Origin of the sequence: Streptomyces mutabilis (assembly GCF_046628145.1) — a bacterium.
In the GTDB taxonomy this organism is placed as follows: Bacteria; Actinomycetota; Actinomycetes; order Streptomycetales; family Streptomycetaceae; genus Streptomyces; species Streptomyces mutabilis.
The window spans coordinates 6,228,602-6,245,734 of sequence record NZ_CP176874.1 but is presented as its reverse complement, the minus strand read 5'-3'; the positions used below and the strand labels follow the sequence as shown (position 1 = coordinate 6,245,734).

General features: G+C 73.1%; 13 protein-coding genes. 10 read left to right on the top strand and 3 right to left on the bottom strand.

The window, feature by feature from the left end:
- Positions 1-56: 56 nt before the first annotated feature.
- The 5 genes from ACLIN4_RS28125 (at position 57) to ACLIN4_RS28105 (ending at position 4,843) form a co-directional block, all read left to right on the top strand.
- Complete coding sequence (locus ACLIN4_RS28125) at positions 57-896, top strand: TIM barrel protein (protein ID WP_411576357.1); 840 nt, start codon at positions 57-59, stop codon at positions 894-896.
- A gap of 48 nt (positions 897-944) precedes the next feature.
- Positions 945-1,835 carry a 2-hydroxy-3-oxopropionate reductase gene (locus ACLIN4_RS28120; protein WP_100046165.1) on the top strand — a complete coding sequence of 297 codons (891 nt, stop codon included), beginning with the start codon at positions 945-947 and terminating at the stop codon, positions 1,833-1,835.
- A 178-nt stretch (positions 1,836-2,013) separates the two neighbouring features.
- A complete protein-coding gene (locus tag ACLIN4_RS28115) occupies positions 2,014-3,477 on the top strand; it encodes a catalase (RefSeq protein ID WP_290014811.1) in 1,464 nt (487 codons plus the stop codon).
- Between the two features lie 421 nt (positions 3,478-3,898).
- The gene (locus tag ACLIN4_RS28110) at positions 3,899-4,141 is read left to right on the top strand and encodes a hypothetical protein (RefSeq protein ID WP_100046163.1); all 243 of its coding nucleotides are present in this window, start codon (positions 3,899-3,901) and stop codon (positions 4,139-4,141) included.
- A gap of 57 nt (positions 4,142-4,198) precedes the next feature.
- Positions 4,199-4,843, top strand: coding sequence for a TIGR04222 domain-containing membrane protein (locus ACLIN4_RS28105; RefSeq protein WP_289913779.1), 645 nt, complete (start codon positions 4,199-4,201; stop codon positions 4,841-4,843).
- Between the two features lie 130 nt (positions 4,844-4,973).
- On the opposite strand, the gene gcl is transcribed toward ACLIN4_RS28105, so the two are convergent.
- Positions 4,974-6,758, bottom strand: coding sequence for a glyoxylate carboligase (gene gcl / locus ACLIN4_RS28100; RefSeq protein ID WP_289913781.1), 1,785 nt, complete (start codon positions 6,756-6,758; stop codon positions 4,974-4,976).
- Between the two features lie 165 nt (positions 6,759-6,923).
- Here gcl and ACLIN4_RS28095 point away from each other — a divergent pair, with 165 nt between their 5' ends.
- Entirely contained in the window at positions 6,924-7,601 is a 678-nt protein-coding gene (locus ACLIN4_RS28095) for a hypothetical protein (protein ID WP_107478947.1), read from the top strand.
- 18 nt (positions 7,602-7,619) lie between these two features.
- Here ACLIN4_RS28095 and ACLIN4_RS28090 read toward each other — a convergent pair whose 3' ends face one another.
- Together ACLIN4_RS28090 and ACLIN4_RS28085 are read right to left on the bottom strand one after the other, a co-directional pair.
- Complete coding sequence (locus ACLIN4_RS28090; protein ID WP_411576356.1) at positions 7,620-9,227, bottom strand: AMP-binding protein; 1,608 nt, start codon at positions 9,225-9,227, stop codon at positions 7,620-7,622.
- A complete protein-coding gene (locus ACLIN4_RS28085) occupies positions 9,224-10,897 on the bottom strand; it encodes an AMP-binding protein (RefSeq protein ID WP_411576355.1) in 1,674 nt (557 codons plus the stop codon). Before ACLIN4_RS28085 ends, ACLIN4_RS28090 begins: the two co-directional genes overlap by 4 nt.
- Before the next feature lie 310 nt (positions 10,898-11,207).
- Here ACLIN4_RS28085 and ACLIN4_RS28080 point away from each other — a divergent pair, with 310 nt between their 5' ends.
- The 4 genes from ACLIN4_RS28080 to ACLIN4_RS28065 all read left to right on the top strand — a co-directional run bounded on the left by ACLIN4_RS28080 (position 11,208) and on the right by ACLIN4_RS28065 (position 17,016).
- On the top strand, positions 11,208-12,050 hold the full coding sequence (locus tag ACLIN4_RS28080) for a helix-turn-helix transcriptional regulator (RefSeq protein WP_100046155.1): 843 nt from the start codon (positions 11,208-11,210) through the stop codon (positions 12,048-12,050).
- Between the two features lie 106 nt (positions 12,051-12,156).
- A complete protein-coding gene (locus ACLIN4_RS28075; protein WP_289913790.1) occupies positions 12,157-15,033 on the top strand; it encodes an ATP-binding protein in 2,877 nt (958 codons plus the stop codon).
- Between the two features lie 726 nt (positions 15,034-15,759).
- Positions 15,760-16,650 carry a polysaccharide pyruvyl transferase family protein gene (locus tag ACLIN4_RS28070; protein WP_411576787.1) on the top strand — a complete coding sequence of 297 codons (891 nt, stop codon included), beginning with the start codon at positions 15,760-15,762 and terminating at the stop codon, positions 16,648-16,650.
- A gap of 57 nt (positions 16,651-16,707) precedes the next feature.
- Positions 16,708-17,016 (top strand): DUF3040 domain-containing protein, encoded by a 309-nt coding sequence (locus ACLIN4_RS28065; RefSeq protein ID WP_107480532.1) that lies wholly within the window; start codon positions 16,708-16,710, stop codon positions 17,014-17,016.
- Positions 17,017-17,133 lie beyond the last annotated feature (117 nt).

Sequence of the window (17,133 nt, the reverse complement as noted above, 5' to 3'; positions counted from 1 at the left end):
AAACGAACTTCCGTAATGCGGAACAACGAACGAAACGGAAGGGAGCGCGGCACCCGATGGGCTTCGCAGATCAGCGCTTCAACGTCAACCTGTCGATCCTCTTCACGGAACTCCCGCTCCTGGAGCGCCCCGCGGCCGCCGCCGCGGCCGGCTTCACCGCGGTCGAGCTGTGGTGGCCCTGGATCGACTCCCCCACCCCCGAGCAGTCCGAGCTCGACGCCCTGAAGAAGGCCATCGAGGACGCGGGCGTCCAGCTCACCGGGCTGAACTTCTACGCGGGACAGCTCCCGGGCCCCGACCGCGGCGCCCTGTCCGTCCCGGGCGAGGAGTCGGACCGCTTCCGCGCCAACATCGACGTGGCCGCCGACTTCGCGCAGTCGCTCGGCTGCACGGCCCTCAACGCCCTGTACGGCAACCGCGTCGAAGGTGTGGACCCGGCCGAGCAGGACGAGCTGGCGCTGGAGAACCTGGTCCTCGCCGCCCGCGCGGCCGACCGGATCGGCGCGGTCCTGCTGATCGAGGCGCTCAACAAGCCCGAGTCGCCGCTGTACCCGCTTGTGTCGGCGCCGGCCGCGATCGAGGTCGTCGACAAGGTCAACGAGGCCACCGGGCTCGGCAACGCCAAGTTCCTCATGGACCTCTACCACCTGTCCATGAACGGCGAGGACCTGCCGCAGGCGATCGACGCCTACGCCGCGAAGACCGGGCACGTGCAGATCGCCGACAACCCGGGCCGCGGCGCCCCCGGCACGGGCTCCCTCCCGCTGGAGGACCTGCTCGACCGCCTGAAGAAGGCCGGTTACGAGGGCTGGGTCGGCCTGGAGTACAAGCCGGGCGACAACCCCAGCGCCGAGTCCTTCTCCTGGCTGCCGGCCGAGGCCCGCGCGGCCCGCTGAGCGCCACCCCGCAGGAACTCTTCACAGATTTTCAGAGAGGCACCCATCATGAGCACGCTCCCCAAGGTCGCCTGGATCGGTCTCGGCATCATGGGCTCCCCCATGTCCGAGAACCTGATCAAGGCGGGTTACCAGGTCACCGGCTTCACCCTGGAGCAGGAGAAGCTGGACCGCCTGTCCGCCGCCGGCGGCACCGCGGCCGGCTCGATCGCCGAGGCCGTGCGCGACGCCGACGTGGTCGTCACCATGGTGCCCGCGTCGCCGCAGGTCGAGGCCATCGCCTACGGCCCCGACGGCATCCTGGAGAACGCGAAGTCCGGCGCCCTGCTGATCGACATGTCCTCGATCACCCCGCAGACCTCCGTCGACCTCGCGAAGGCCGCGAAGGACAAGGGCATCCGCGTCCTGGACGCCCCGGTGTCCGGCGGCGAGGCCGGCGCCATCGAGGCCGTGCTGTCCATCATGGTCGGCGGCGAGCAGGCCGACTTCGACGAGGCCAAGCCGCTGCTGGAGGCGCTGGGCAAGACCATCGTGCTGTGCGGTCCGCACGGCTCGGGCCAGACCGTGAAGGCCGCCAACCAGCTGATCGTCGCCGTGAACATCCAGGCGTGCGCCGAGGCCGTGGTCTTCCTGGAGAAGTCGGGCGTGGACCTTAAGGCCGCCCTCGACGTCCTCAACGGCGGCCTGGCCGGCTCGACCGTGCTGACGCGGAAGAAGGACAACTTCCTGGCCCGCGACTTCAAGCCGGGCTTCCGCATCGACCTGCACCACAAGGACATGGGCATCGTCACCGACGCCGCCCGCAACGTGGGCGCCGCGCTGCCGGTCGGCGCCGTGGTCGCCCAGCTGGTCGCCTCGCTGCGCGCCCAGGGCGACGGCGGCCTGGACCACTCGGCCCTGCTGCGGGCCGTGGAGCGGCTGTCCGGCGCCCAGGTCTGACGGACCGCGGGCCACCAGACCTCCGGGCGGCGCCGTCGCTGACACCTGTCCTGTCGCGCCCGAGCGGCGGCGCCGCCCGGATCCCACTTCAACAAACTGTTGACGTGCCTGTCACCCGAACTTAGGCTCCACGAAGCGGAAATAGTTTTCCGCTGACCCCTCGCACGGAAGGTCCCCGATGTCGCAGCGCGTGCTCACGACAGAGTCCGGCGCCCCGGTCGCCGACAACCAGAACTCCGCCTCCGCCGGCATCGGCGGTCCCCTCCTCATCCAGGACCAGCACCTCATCGAGAAGCTGGCCCGCTTCAACCGCGAGCGCATCCCGGAGCGCGTCGTGCACGCCCGGGGCTCGGGCGCCTACGGCCACTTCGAGGTGACCGACGACGTCACCGGCTACACGCACGCCGACTTCCTGAGCAGCGTCGGCAAGCGCACCGAGGTCTTCCTGCGCTTCTCCACCGTGGCGGACTCGCTCGGCGGCGCGGACGCGGTCCGCGACCCGCGCGGCTTCGCGCTGAAGTTCTACACCGAGGAGGGCAACTACGACCTCGTCGGCAACAACACCCCGGTGTTCTTCATCAAGGACCCGATCAAGTTCCCCGACTTCATCCACTCGCAGAAGCGCGACCCGTTCTCGGGCCGCCAGGAGCCGGACAACGTCTGGGACTTCTGGGCACACTCCCCCGAGGCCACCCACCAGGTGACCTGGCTGATGGGCGACCGCGGCATCCCGGCGTCCTACCGCCACATGGACGGCTTCGGTTCGCACACCTACCAGTGGACGAACTCCAAGGGCGAGTCCTTCTTCGTCAAGTACCACTTCAAGACGGACCAGGGCATCCGCTGCCTGACCGCCGACGAGGCCGCCAAGCTCGCGGGCGAGGACCCGACCTCGCACCAGACGGACCTGGTGCAGGCCATCGAGCGGGGCGTGTACCCGTCCTGGACGCTGCACGTGCAGCTGATGCCGGTCGCCGAGGCGGCGAACTACCGCTTCAACCCGTTCGACGTGACCAAGGTGTGGCCGCACGCCGACTACCCGCTCAAGCGTGTGGGCCGGCTGGTGCTCGACCGCAACCCGGACAACGTCTTCGCCGAGGTCGAGCAGGCCGCGTTCTCCCCGAACAACTTCGTTCCGGGCATCGGCCCCTCCCCCGACAAGATGCTCCAGGGCCGCCTGTTCGCCTACGCGGACGCGCACCGCTACCGCCTGGGCGTCAACCACACCCAGCTCGCGGTGAACGCCCCGAAGGCCGTGCCCGGCGGTGCCGCCAACTACGGGCGCGACGGCTTCATGGCCTCCAACTCGCAGGGCCGGGACGCCAAGAACTACGAGCCGAACTCGTACGACGGCCCGGTCGAGACCGGCCGCCCGCTGGCCGCCCCGCTCGCGGTGTCCGGCCACACCGGCACCCACGAGGCCCCGCAGCACACCAAGGACGACGACTTCTTCCAGGCCGGTGAGCTGTACCGCCTGATGTCCGAGGACGAGAAGAAGCGCCTGATCGCGAACATCGCCGGCGGCCTGTCCCAGGTCTCCCGCAACGACGTGATCGAGAAGAACCTCGCGCACTTCCACGCCGCCGACACGGAGTACGGCAAGCGCGTGGAGGAGGCGGTCCGCGCCCTGCGCGAGGACTGATCCACCGGCTCGCGTACGGACCCGGCGGGGAGGCCGGGACCGTACGTGGCCCGTGCAGGCACCGGAGCGGCCCGGATGAGGGGTGGCCGCCCGGTGCCGGCGCGGGCAGGGCGAGGACCGCGGCGGCCTGCGAGCCAGTGCGGTGGTGAAGGGCCCGGAGCTTCTCCTACGACCTGAGGGGAGAGGCGTCGCGGACCCGTCGCACCGCCGCGGTCCCAGCCACCACCCGCCCCGTCTCAAGGGGCCGAACACTCCGTCCGGCGGCGCGAACGACCTGTCGCGCCCAGCCTCGCGCCGCCGGACGGGTACCACGTGAAGAACCTTCACCGGCCGGGAAGCGCCGGATGCGGACGGTCCCGCATCCGGCGCTTCCCGGCGTTCACGGGGTGCGGATTCCCGGCCCGCGCAGCAGCCTGGAGGCATGGCAACGGCACACCCACCCGAGCACCCGCACATCGTCGTCCACGCCCCCGCCCTGGACGGCTCCCGCCGGGTCACCTCCGGCGACGAGACCCTCGGTGTCGCCTCGCACGCCGACGACGTCGCCGAACTCCTGCGGCTGGCCGACCTCTATGTGACCGACGTCGAGGAGAGCGACCTCGTCGAGTGGCAGGGCGGCGGCCCGGACGACTGGCCGGGGCTGCACGAGCACCACGAGGGCTGACGCGGGCGTAGGCATGCCCGCCGGCGGGCACATCCCCGGACACACGGGGGTGAGGCGATGGACGGTGCCGCGGAGATCGGCTGGGAGCCGCACGAGATCGCGCTGCTGGGGGGCGGGCCGCGAGCCGCCGTCACGGTGGCCGTGGTCGCCCTGCACCTGCGGGGCGCCGTCGAGACCGGACCGCGCAGGACGCTGTGCGCGACGGGACCGGAGCCCGAGGGACTGCATCCGTTCGAGGGCACCGTCCTGGACTGCCTGCGCGAGCCGCTCACCGCTCGCGAACTGGTCCGGCACCCGGACGTGCGCCTGGCGGTGGCCCTGACGCGCATCCCGCTCGCGGAGGAGGGGCTGCTGCGCTACCCCGGGCTGGGGCCGACCCGCAGCGCCCGTCGGCGGGTGGAGTTCTGGCGGCAGCGGCACCCGTTGCCGGCGGTCAGGCACGGGCTGTCGGACGAGGACACGCTGCTCGCGGTCGCCCTGCACGGCGACGCCGCCCTGCGCGTGCTGCTGCCGCGTTTCGCGCTGCGGACCGGGCTGATGGTCCCCGGCGCCCCGGCCGAGGGAGTGCGCTTCTCCATGGGCCGGCGCAGGTTCCTGAGGTGGCGTGACGAGTACGAGGACTCCCTCTCGGGCGGCTGGGGCACGGGCCACGGGGACCACTCGGGCGGCTGCGGCTCGGGGGGCGGGGGCGGCGGGGACTGAGCGGCCCCGGACATGCGCGAGGGCGGCCCGTCAGGTGACGGGCCGCCCTCGCCGTGAGGCCGTGAGGCCGTGCGGGTCGTACGTGTCGTGCAGGTCGTACGGGTCGTACGGGTCGTACGGGTCGTACGGGTCAGACCTTCAGCGTCCTGACGGCCGTCGGGGCGTGTCCGGGCTCGGTCGCGACCTCCTCGAACTCCACGACGTTGCTGATGTCGTTGGTGCCCGACATGGAGATGTTGGTGACGCGCTCCAGGATGGCCTCGACGACGACCGGCACCCGGTGCTCGGCGGCGAGCTTCTTGGCCTGCTCGAAGGCGGCGCCCAGCTCGCCGGGGTCGGTGACCCGGATCGCCTTGCAGCCGAGGCCCTCGGCGACCTTGACGTGGTCGACGCCGTAGACGCCCAGCTCGGGCGAGTTGATGTTCTCGAACTCCAGGTTGACCTGGAAGTCGATCTCGAACGCCCGCTGCGCCTGACGGATCAGGCCCAGGTAGGAGTTGTTGACCAGGACGTGCACGTACGGGATCTTGTGCTGCGCGCCGACGGCCAGTTCCTCGATCATGAACTGGAAGTCGTAGTCGCCGGAGAGCGCCACGACCTGCGCGTCGGGGTCGGCCTTGGCGACACCGAGCGCGGCCGGGACGGTCCAGCCGAGCGGGCCCGCCTGGCCGCAGTTGATCCAGTGCCGCGGGCGGTACACGTGCAGCATCTGGGCGCCGGCGATCTGCGAGAGGCCGATGGTGGAGACGTACCGGGTCTCCGGGCCGAAGGCCTTGTTCATCTCCTCGTAGACGCGCTGCGGCTTGATCGGGATGTCGTCGAAGTGCGTACGGCGCTGGAGGGTGGCCTTGCGCTCCTGCGCGGAGGCGGCCCACGCGGAGCGGTCGGGCAGCTTGCCGGCCGCCTTCAGTTCCTTCGCCACCTCGACGAACAGCTCCAGGGCCGCCTTGGCGTCGGAGGCGATGCCGTAGTCCGGGGCGAAGATCTTGCCGATCTGGGTCGGCTCGACGTCGACGTGCACGAACTTGCGCCCGGCGGTGTAGACGTCGAGCTTGCCGGTGTGGCGGTTGGCCCAGCGGTTGCCGATGCCGAGGACGAAGTCGGACTCCAGGAAGGTCGCGTTGCCGTAGCGGTGCGAGGTCTGGAGGCCGACCATGCCGGCATTCAGCTCGTGGTCGTCGGGCAGCAGGCCCCAGCCCATCAGGGTCGGGACGACCGGGGTGCCGGTCAGCTCGGCGAACTCCACGAGCAGGTCGGCGGCGTCGGCGTTGATGACACCGCCGCCGGCCACGATCAGCGGGCGCTCGGAGGCGTTGAGCAGGCCGATGGCCTTCTCGATCTGGGCGCGGGTCGCGGCCGGCTTGTAGACCGGGAGCGGCTCGTAGGTGTCCGGGTCGAACTCGATCTCCGTCATCTGGACGTCGATCGGCAGGTCGATCAGGACCGGTCCGGGGCGGCCGGAGCGCATCAGGTGGAACGCCTGCTGGAAGACGCCGGGGACCTGCGCGGCCTCCAGGACGGTGACGGCCATCTTGGTGACCGGCTTGGCGATGGAGGCGATGTCGACGGCCTGGAAGTCCTCCTTGTGGATCACCGCGGTCGGCGCCTGGCCGGTGATGCACAGGATCGGGATCGAGTCGCCGATCGCCGAGTACAGGCCGGTGATCATGTCGGTGCCGGCCGGCCCGGAGGTGCCGATGCAGACACCGATGTTGCCGGGGTGGGTGCGGGTGTAGCCCTCGGCCATGTGCGAGGCGCCCTCGACGTGCCGGGCGAGGGTGTGGTTGACGCCGCCGGAGGCCTTGAGCGCCGCGTAGAAGGGGTTGATCGCCGCGCCCGGCACACCGAACGCGTCGGTGACGCCCTCGCGCTTGAGGATCTCAACTGCCGCTCGGGCAGCGGTCATACGAGCCATCGAGTACTCCTGCTTCGGCTGTCGGATTCGCACTCCCGTCGCGCCCCGCGGTGAGCTCTTCCGTAACGACTTCTGAGACTTTTCCGTATAACGGAAATTGATTTCTACGATCTGGAAGTAATGTAAGTGGGCGGCCGAGGGCCGTCAAGGGAGGACGATGGGGGCATGTCCGAGACCGTCTCGGTGTGCTGCACAGCCTGCGGGCGTCGGCACCGCTACACGGCACCGTCGTATCCCTGTGCGTGCGGGGAGCCCGTGACCCCGGAGCTCGATCCGCGCCGGGCCGCCACCGCGGTCACCCACCGCTCGTGGGACGAGGAGTGGATAGGGGTGCGCTGCGCGGCCTGCGGCACCGAGAGCCGGTGGCCGCGGCCGGAACTGGGCTGCCCGTGCGGCACGGTGCTCTGCGTGCCGGTGGACCGGGCGGCCCCGGGCCGGTCCGGACGGACGCCGGGCTCGCGGGTTCCGGCCCACCGCTCGGTCCCGATCCGCACCGCCCGGGACGCGGTCACCGCCGCCGTCCTGTACCTGCGCGGGCTGGGACACCGGGACGTCCGCCGCGCCGACCAGCGGCCCGTGGCCGGCATCGGGCTGGCCGCACCCGGCCTCGTGGTCCAGGTGGACCCGACGGTGGGCCCGGCCTCGGCGCGGGACGTGGAGTGCCTGTGGCTGACGGCGATGGCGGAGTCCGCGAGCTGCGTCTACTTCTCCCTCGCCGGGTACGCCGAGGAGGCCCGCGCCCGTGCCGATCTGCTGGGCGTCCCGCTCTTCGTCCTCGGCCCGACGGGCGTGCCGCGCCCGGTCAACGCGCCGGCCGTGGCGCTGGACGCCACGGCCGGCTGAACACTCCCCGGGTACGGCTCAGGCGCCGTACCGCTCCCTCAGTTCGATCTTGCGCACCTTCCCGGAGACGGTCATCGGGAAGGAGTCGAGGATCTGGAGGCGGCTGGGCACCTTGTAGTGGGCCAGCCGGTCCGCGCAGTAGGCGCGCAGCTCCTCCAGGGTGAGCGGGTGGGCCGCGTCGCGCGGGATGACGCAGGCGAGGACCTCCTCGCCGTAGTGCTCGTGCGGTACGCCGACCACCTGGACGTCCGCGATCTTCGGGTGGGCGTAGAGGAACTCCTCGACCTCGCGCGGGTAGATGTTCTCGCCGCCCCGGATGATCATGTCCTTGATGCGGCCGACGATCTCGACGTACCCGTCCTCGCGCATCACCGCGAGGTCCCCGGTGTGCATCCAGCGGCCCGCGTCGATCGCCTCGGCGGTCTTCTCGGGTTCGTCCCAGTAGCCGAGCATCACGCTGTAGCCGCGGGTGCGCAGCTCGCCGGCGTCGCCGCGCGGCACGGTCACGCCGGTCACCGGGTCGACGACCTTGACCTCGATGTGGGGCAGGACCCGGCCGACCGTCCCGGTGCGGTGTTCGAGGTCGTCGTCCATCCGGGTCTGGAGGGAGACCGGGGAGGTCTCGGTCATGCCGTAGCAGATGGAGACCTCCTCCATGTGCATCTCGGCGACCACCCGCTTCATGACCTCCACCGGGCACGGGGAGCCCGCCATGATGCCGGTGCGCAGCGAGGTGAGGTCGTAGGAGGCGAAGTCGGGGAGGTTCAGCTCCGCGATGAACATGGTCGGGACGCCGTACAGGGACGTGCACCGCTCCCGCTGCACCGCCTCCAGCGTCGCCCTCGGTTCGAAGGACGGGGCGGGGATGACGATGCAGGCGGCGTGGGAGGTGATGCCCAGGTTGCCCATGACCATGCCGAAGCAGTGGTAGAAGGGCACCGGCAGGCACACCCGGTCCTGCTCCGTGTAGCCGACCGTGCGGCCCACCCAGTAGCCGTTGTTGAGGATGTTGTGGTGGGAGAGGGTGGCGCCCTTCGGGAAACCGGTGGTGCCGGAGGTGTACTGGATGTTGACCGGGTCGTCGCAGCTCAGCTCGGCCGCGGCCGCGGTCAGCCGCTCCGGCGGCACCGAGGCGGCGCCCGCCGTCAGGGCGTCCCAGGACGGGTCGCCGATGTAGACGGTCTCGCGCAGCGTGGGGCACCGGCCGCGGATCTGGTCCACGATCGCCCGGTAGTCGCTGCTCTTGTGGGAGAGGGAGGCGATCAGCACGCAGATGCCGGACTGCTTGAGGACGTACTCCAACTCGTGCGCGCGGTAGGCCGGGTTGACGTTCACCATGACGGCGCCGATGCGGGCTGTGGCGTACTGGACCAGGACCCACTCGGGGCAGTTGACCGCCCAGATGCCGACCCGGTCGCCCTTGGTCACGCCCTTCGCCAGCAGTCCGCGCGCCACCTCGTCGACGTCCGCGCCGAACTCGGCGTAGGTCCAACGCCGTCCGGACGGCACGTCGACCAGGGCCTCGCGGTCGGGGTGGGCGGTGATCGCCCGGTCGAGGTTGGCGCCGATGGTGTCGCCGAGCAGGGGTGTGGTGCTGGTGCCGTGGGCGTAGGAGAGCGCGGTCACCGGAAGTCCTCCTCGCGGTACTCGTTGCGGGAGCCGGCCGCGGTGGCCTCGCGCAGTTCGATGCGGCGGATCTTGCCGGAGACGGTCTTGGGCAGCTCGCCGAACTCCAGGCGCCGCAGGCGCTTGTAGGGGGCGAGGACTTCGCGGGAGTGCTCGAACAGCACCTTCGCGGTGTCCGGGCCGGGCTCCCAGCCCGCCGCGAGCACGATGTACGCCTTCGGCACGGCCAGCCGCAGCTCGTCCGGTGCCGGCACGACCGCCGCCTCGGCGACCGCCTCGTGCTCCAGAAGGGCGCTCTCCAGCTCGAAGGGACTGATCTTGTAGTCGCTGGCCTTGAACACGTCGTCGGCGCGGCCCACGTAGGTGAGGTAGCCGTCCTCGTCGCGGGCACCGATGTCGCCGGTGCGGTAGTAACCGCCGGCCATCGCCTCCGCCGTGCGGTCGGGGTCGCCGTGGTAGCCGGTCATCAGGCCGACGGGGCGCGCGGACAGGTCCAGGGCGATCTCGCCCTCGTCGGCGCCGGGCGCGCCGGTGACCGGGTCGAGGAGTTCGACGCGGTAGCCGGGGCTCGGGCGGCCCATCGAGCCGGTCTTCAGTACCTGGCCGGGGCTGTTGGAGACCTGGACGGCGGTCTCGGTCTGGCCGAAGCCGTCCCGGACGGTCCGGCCCCACACCCGGCGGACCTGCTCGATCACCTCGGGGTTGAGCGGCTCGCCGGCGGCGACGACCTCGCGGGGCGGGGTGGCGAGCTGTGCCAGGTCGGCCTGGATGAGCATCCGCCACACGGTCGGCGGGGCGCAGAAGGTGGTGACGCCCGCCCGGTCCATCTCGGCCATCAGGCGGGTCGCGTCGAACCGCGTGTAGTTGTACAGGAAGACGGTCGCCTCGGCGTTCCAGGGCGCGAACAGGTTCGACCAGGCGTGCTTGGCCCAGCCCGGTGAGGAGATGTTGAGGTGGACGTCGCCCGGCTTGAGGCCGATCCAGTACATGGTCGCCAGGTGCCCGACCGGGTAGGACACGTGGGTGTGCTCGACCAGCTTGGGGCGGGCGGTGGTGCCCGAGGTGAAGTACAGCATCAGCGGGTCGTCGGCGGCGGTGGGGCCGTCGGGGGTGAAGGTGTCGGAGGCCGTGCACACCTCCTCGTACGGCCGCCAGCCCGGCCCGGCGGTGCCGCCGACCGCGATGCGCGTGTAGTCGCCGGGCACGTCGGCGAACTTGCCGGTGTCCTCGGAGCGCACGATCACGTGCCGGACCCGGCCGCGGTCCACGCGGTCGCGCAGGTCGGCGGGGCCGAGCAGCGGGGTGGCCGGGATGACGACGGCGCGCAGCTTCATCGCGGCGAGCGCCGTCTCCCACAGCTCCGCCTGGTTGCCGAGCATGACGAGGATGCGGTCCTCGGGGCCGACGCCCCACTCGCGCAGGCGGTTGGCGACGCGGTTGGAGCGGGCGGACATCTCGGCGAAGGAGACCCGGACCTGCGAGCCGTCCTCCTCGACGATGTGCAGTGCGGTGCGCTCGTTCCCCTCGGCGATGGCGTCGAACCAGTCCAGGGCCCAGTTGAAGTGTTCGGGCCGGGGCCACCGGAATCCCTCGTATGCGGCGGTGTAGTCCTCGCGGTGCTCCAGCAGGAAGTCCCGTGCGCTGCGGAACAGCTCCGTGGCCGTCGTCATCTGTCCTCCTTCGTGCCGGACCTTGCCGGGCGGCTCTCTGCCATCGTGTAATCCGTGATGCAGGTCTCACTACCCCCGAACGGGGGTGTGCGCCCCGGGACGGGTGCGAGGGGGTGTCGTTCGGATCGGGCCGACTCCGGGCAACGGTGCCTTGAAGCCGACCCGAGCGGGGTCTGGTGCGTGCAGCGGCGAGGCGGAGGAGGGCGGCAGGGCGGAGCCCCGGCGACCGACGACCACGCCGCAGTTGGGCGTACCGGGCCCCGCGACCCCGGCAGGAACAGAGCTACATCCCCTTAGGAGGGCGGAACGAGTGGCGGTGGACGCGGCCGACGGGGTGGAGATCCGCAGTGCGCTGATGCGGCTGCGGCGCGCGACCGGGCTGCCGGTCGCCTTCGGCGGGCTGGTGGAGCCCGGGCGGCGCCACGTGCGGATCAGCGAGCTGAGCGGCACCGCCACGGCGGCGCTCAGCGCCCTGGCGGTGACCTCCGGCAACGGCCTGGGCGGCAAGGCGGTGGCGCTGTCGCGGCCGTGCGCGGTGACGGACTACTCGGTGTCTCGGCAGATCAGCCACGAGTACGACCTTCCCGTCGCCGCCGAGGGCCTGCGCTCGGTGCTGGCGGTCCCGGTGGTCGTACGGCGCCGGGTGCGCGGTGTCCTGTACGGCGCCCTGCGTTCGGCCCAGCCGCTGGGCGACCGCACGCTGGGCGCGGCCGTGGCGGCGGCGCGGGACGTGGAGCAGGCGCTGGTGCTGCGGGACGAGGCCGGCGAGCTGCTGGCGACGGCCCGGCCGCAGCCGGTGCGCGAGCCGGCGGGTTCCGCCACCGCCTGGGAGCAGGTACGGGAGGCGCACGCCGCGCTGCGGGCCCTGGCGCCCAGGATCGCGGACCCGGCGCTGCGGGACGAGTTGCTGCGGGCGTGCGGACTGCTGGCACCCGAGGCCGGCCCGGGCGGGCAGGAGGTGCGGCTGACGCCGCGCGAGGTGGACGTGCTGGCCTGCGTGGCGGCGGGGGCGACGAACGCCGCGGCGGCCGAGCGGCTGGGGGTGGGGCCGGAGACCGTCAAGGGCTATCTGCGGTCGGCCATGCGCAAGCTGGGGGCACGGACCCGCGGGGAGGCGGTGGTCGCCGCGCGCCGGGCGGGGCGGCTGCCGTAGCGCCGGGGGGTGCTCGTGGCGGCCGGCCGGCTTTCCCTTCGCCGTATGCGCTATTCGTTTTGGCCGCCTTGTTATTTCCCTCACCTCATCGTCCCGCCGTCATGCAATGGGACGTTGCCTAACATTGGCCGGGACACGACATACGAGGGGAGCGGTCACCGTGCGACGGGACTTCGCGGAGTCTGCCGGGCGCCGTTCCGACCTGGTCATCGGGCGGGAGGAGTCGTTCGGCGCGGCGCGCGAGCAGCTCACCCGAGGGGGAAGCGTGCTGCTGCACGGCCCCGCCGGAATCGGAAAGTCGACCGTGCTGCGGACGCTGGCCGCGGAATACGCCCGCACCGCCCGCACCGTGTTGCGCTGCTCGGCCACCGAGTCCGAATCGCATCTCCCCTTCCTCGCCCTCGCGGACCTCCTGGGCCTCGTCCTGGACCAGGTGTCCCACGCCCTGCCCGCCGCCCAGCGCACCGCCCTGGAGTCGGCGCTCACCGGCCGCGGCGAGTCCACACTCCAGCGCGACGGGCTCGCGCTGCGCCTGGCCGTGCTCTCCGCGCTGCGCGCCCTCGCCGCCGAGGGTCCGGTCCTGGTCGTCGCCGACGACCTGCAGTGGCTCGACCCGGCCAGCGCCGAACTCCTCGGCTTCGCCGCCCGCCGCCTGGGCGACGCCCCGGTACGGCTGCTGTGCGCGGTGCGCACCGAGGGGCCGCAGGCGGAGGGCGCGGCCTACGACCGTCACCTGAGCGCGTCCCCGCCGGACACCCGCGCGGTCCGCCTGGGCCCGCTGAACCGGGCCCAGGTGTCGGCGCTGCTCGACGAGCGCGGCTACTCGGGCCTGCCCCGCTCCACGGTCCGCGACATCCACCGCACCAGCGGCGGCAATCCGCTGTTCGCGCTGGAGCTGGGCCGGGCGCTGGCCGAGAGCCCCACCCCGCCCCGGCCGGGCGAGCCGCTGCCGGTGCCGACGTCCCTGCGCGCCCTGGTCCTCTCCCGCCTGGAGATGCTGTCGGACGAGGCCCGCCGCACCCTCCTGGTGGCCAGCGCCGGCGCCCGCCCCACCCCGGCGCTGCTGCACGCGGCCGGCCGGGAGAACGCCGAGGCCGAGACGGCGCAGGCGGCGGCGCTGGGGCTGCTGGCGACCGACCCGGAAGGTCCGGCCGTACGGTTCGCGCATCCGCTGATCTCGGCCGCGCTGTACGCGGAGGCACCCGCGCCGGAGCGGCGGGCCGCGCACGCCGCGCTCTCCACGGCGGCCTCCGACCCGATCGAACGCGCCCGGCACCTGGCCCTGGCCACCACCGGCACCGACCCGGAGGTGGCGGCCCGGCTGGCCGAGGCGGCCGCGCTGGCCCGGGACCGCGGGGCGCCTTCGGTCGCCGCGTCGCTGGGGCTGCTCGCGGCCCGGCACACCCCCGCGGACGGCCCGCCGGGACCGGACGAACGCCGGCTCACGGCCGCCGAGGACGCCATCACGGCGGGCGAGCCGGACCTCGCCCGGGACATCGCCCGCGAGGTGCTGACCCGGGCCGGCGCGCCCGGCGAGCGGGTACGGGCCTGGATGGTGGTGATCGAGGCCGCCGGACAGGCCATCGGCGACGTCGACGCCGTCTTCCCGCAGGCCCTGGCCGACGCGGGCGACGACCCGCGCCTGCTCGCCCTGGTCCACTACCAGCTGGCCTGGCGCTCCCTGGTGGTGCAGGGCGACTTCGCGCAGGGCCGCGAGGAGGCCGCGCACGCCGCCCGGCTGGCGGCCCGCGCCGGGGACCGGCGCACCGAACTGCTCGCGCTGGCGTTCCAGGCGCAGGCCGAGACGCTGATGGGGCATCCGGACGCCCCGGCGACCATCGAGCGGGCCCTGGCGGAGCCGCAGGACGCACGGGTGGCCTGCCACCACAACGGGGCGGGTTCCTCCCGGTTCCGGTGGCTGGTGATGAGCGACCGGCTGGCCGAGGCGCGCACCGCCGTCACCGGGCTGCTGCGCGAGGTGCGCCGACGCGGCATGGCCGAGAGCGAGGTGCACTACCTGCGCTTCCTGGCCGAGACCGAGCTGCACTCCGGGCACTGCGGCCGGGCCCTGGAGCTGGCCCGGGAGAGCCTGACGCTGGCCCGGGACGCGGGTATCGGGGAGGGCGCCGGCGCGATGCAGGCCGCGCTCGCGGAGGCGGCCGGCGGGGACGTGGACCGGGCGCTCACGCTGGCGCGCGAGGCGGTGCGGCGGGCCGAGGAGGACGGTGACGCCGTGTACCTGTCGCGGGCGCTGGCCGCGCTGGGCCACGCGAGCCTGGTCGCCGGCGACGCGGAGGCGGCGGTGCGGGCGCTGCGCCGGGTACGGGAGCTGGAGGCGGGCGCCGGCATCACCGACCCGGCGCGCGGGCGGTGGCAGGGCGACCTCGCCGAGGCGCTGGTGCGGACCGGGGAGCCGGCCGAGGCCCTGGACGTCATCGAGGTCACGCGCGCGCACGCGCTGCGGCTGGGGCGCGGGAGCGTGCTCGCCGTACTGGACCGGTCCGAGGCTCTGGTGCGTGCGGCGCGGGGCGAACACCGGGCCGCCGTCACGCGGTTGACGTCGGCGCGGGAACGGCTCGCCGGACTGGGTTACGGCCTGGAGGAGGCACGGGCCGCCTTCGCGCTGGCGGGGCTCCGGGCGGACCGGGGGCCGGGGACGACGACGTACGACGAGGCGGCGCGGCTGTTCCGGCGCTGCCGTGCGCTGCCCTGGCTGCGGCAGGTGGAGGCCGCGGTCGCGGCCCGGGCTGCCGGGCCGCCCCCGGCCCGGACCACCGTCCCCGACGCGCTGGCGGGGCTCGCCCCGATGGAGCGTCAGGTGGCCGCGCTGGTCATGGAGGGCGCCACCAACCGGGAGATCGCCGGCCGCCTGTTCGTCAGCGTCAAGACCGTCGAGGCGACGCTGACCCGGGTCTACCGCAAGCTGGGGATCCGGTCCCGGGTCGACATCGTCAGACTGGCGGCGGGCTCGCGGGAGGCATGACGCGGGGCGGGCGAGGACGGCCACCACCGGTCTGTCCCCGGCCACCCGTCCGTCGGCCTGCCGAGGTGCCGGGCGCGCGTCCGCGCGGTGAACGCGGGCCCGGCGGCCAGGTGAACCCGCGGGGTTTGCCGAAGGCCGACCGAGGGTTTTCCCTGCCCTACGCCCTTAGGGGGTTCCCTCATTGGGACGCTCCCGCCGCCGGTCCTAGCGTGAGCACGTGCCGCTCGCCCGGGCATACGGGGGTCTGTCCCGAGACCCCCGTGCAACCCCCCACGCCCGTGCGACCCCCCACCGGCAAAGCTTGAGGAGACTCATGTTCGGGCTCATCCGCACCAGACCCGCCGCTCCCTCCACCGCCGCGCACGCGTGCCCGGCGGAACCGTCCGCAGTGTGTCCACCACGCAAGGCTCCTGAGTAACCCTCGGGTGACAGACCGGGGGGCGTTGCGGGCCTCCACGAGCGGCCCGCAACGCCCCCTCTCCACGTCAGCCGCGTACCGTCCCGAAACGGATGTCGTACGCCGCTCCGGGTGCGTCGCCGCCGGCATCCGCTCCCCTTCCGCCGCGCCCTCGTCCCGCTGTGCCCCGGCGAGGGACCGAAGGGTTCGACGACGAGGGCGTCGTCCGGCTTCCACGGTCGGGCCACGACGGTGTGGCGGGCGCCCGTGATTGCCGTACCCGCCCCGGGGCACCCGTGCGCACTGTGCACGGACGAGACAAGATCCTGGTGACCGGCTGGTTCAGCTTCCTGCACGGGGAGGCGACCGCCGGGGACGTCCTCGCGCTGTGGCGGGTGGAGGAGGTGCTGGGGAGCGCCGGGCTCGCGTACGACGTCGTGTGGAGCCCGGGGTTCCGGGCTGAGGGGCCCCATTTCGCGGACCTGGACCCGGCGGCGTACACCCGGCTGGTCTTCGTGTGCGGGCCCGTCCACGGATGGCAGGTCGAGGAGTTGCACCGGCGGTTCGCGCACTGTGTGCGGATCGCCGTCGGCGTCTCCGTGATCGACCCCGGCTCCCCCGCCGTCACCGGCTTCCACCGGGTGCTGGCCCGGGACGCCGCCGGCACGGATCCGACCCCGGACCTGGCCGCCCGCGCGCCCGCCCTGCCCGCCCGGCCGGTCGCCGGGGTCGTCCTCACCCACGGCCAGCACGAGTACGGCGGTCAGCGGCGGCACGAGGAGGTCGCCACCGGGCTGACCCGCTGGCTGGCCGGCAAGGACTGCGCCCGGCTGGAACTGGAGACCCGGCTCGACGCGCACGACTGGCGGCTGTGCGGGACACCGGCGCAGCTGGAGGCGGTACTGGCCCGGCTGGACGTGGTCGTCACCGACCGGCTGCACGGGCTGGTCCTGTCGCTGCGGGCCGGGACGCCGGCGCTGGCCGTTGATCCCGTCGAGGGCGGGGCGAAGGTGACGGCACAGGCCCGTGCCTGCGGCTGGCCGGCGCTGGTGGCCGCGGAACGGATGACGGGCCGGGTGCTGGAGCGCTGGTGGGACTGGTGCCTGACCCGCGGGCGGGAGGAGGCCGGGCGGATCGGCGCCGGGTTCCGGGCGGCGGACGCGGCGGCGGACTCGGCGGACGGTCTCGTGGCGGCTCTGGGGACGCGGCAGGTCGGTTAGCCCCCGGGCGGCGCGGGCACTCGGTCGAGCGTCGGTCCGCCCCCGGGAGGAGACATCGTGAGCATCGACCGACTCTCAGATCACGAGCAACGCATACTCGACGAGGTGGAGCGGGCGCTGAGCCGCGACCGCCGGCTGGACCGGCGCCTGCGCACCCTGCGGCTCAGCCGCCGCCCCGACCTCACCCAGCTGGTGTCCTACCGCCCGCGCACCCTGACCGTCCTCCTGCTGCTGGCCCTGTCGGTCACCCTGCTGGTGACCGGCATCGCCACGTCCGCGCCCGGCGTGATCTGGGCGTTCGCCGCGGTGTGGCCGGTGACGCTGTTCGCGTCGTTCCGGCTGCTGTGCCGGTGGTCGGAAGGCTAGGCGGCGGTTCGCCCTGCGTCCGCGTGAATCCGTGAATGCGGGAACGCGGGAACGCGGGAACGCGGGAACGCGGGAACGCGGGAACGCGGGAACGGGGGAACGCGGGAACGCGGGAAC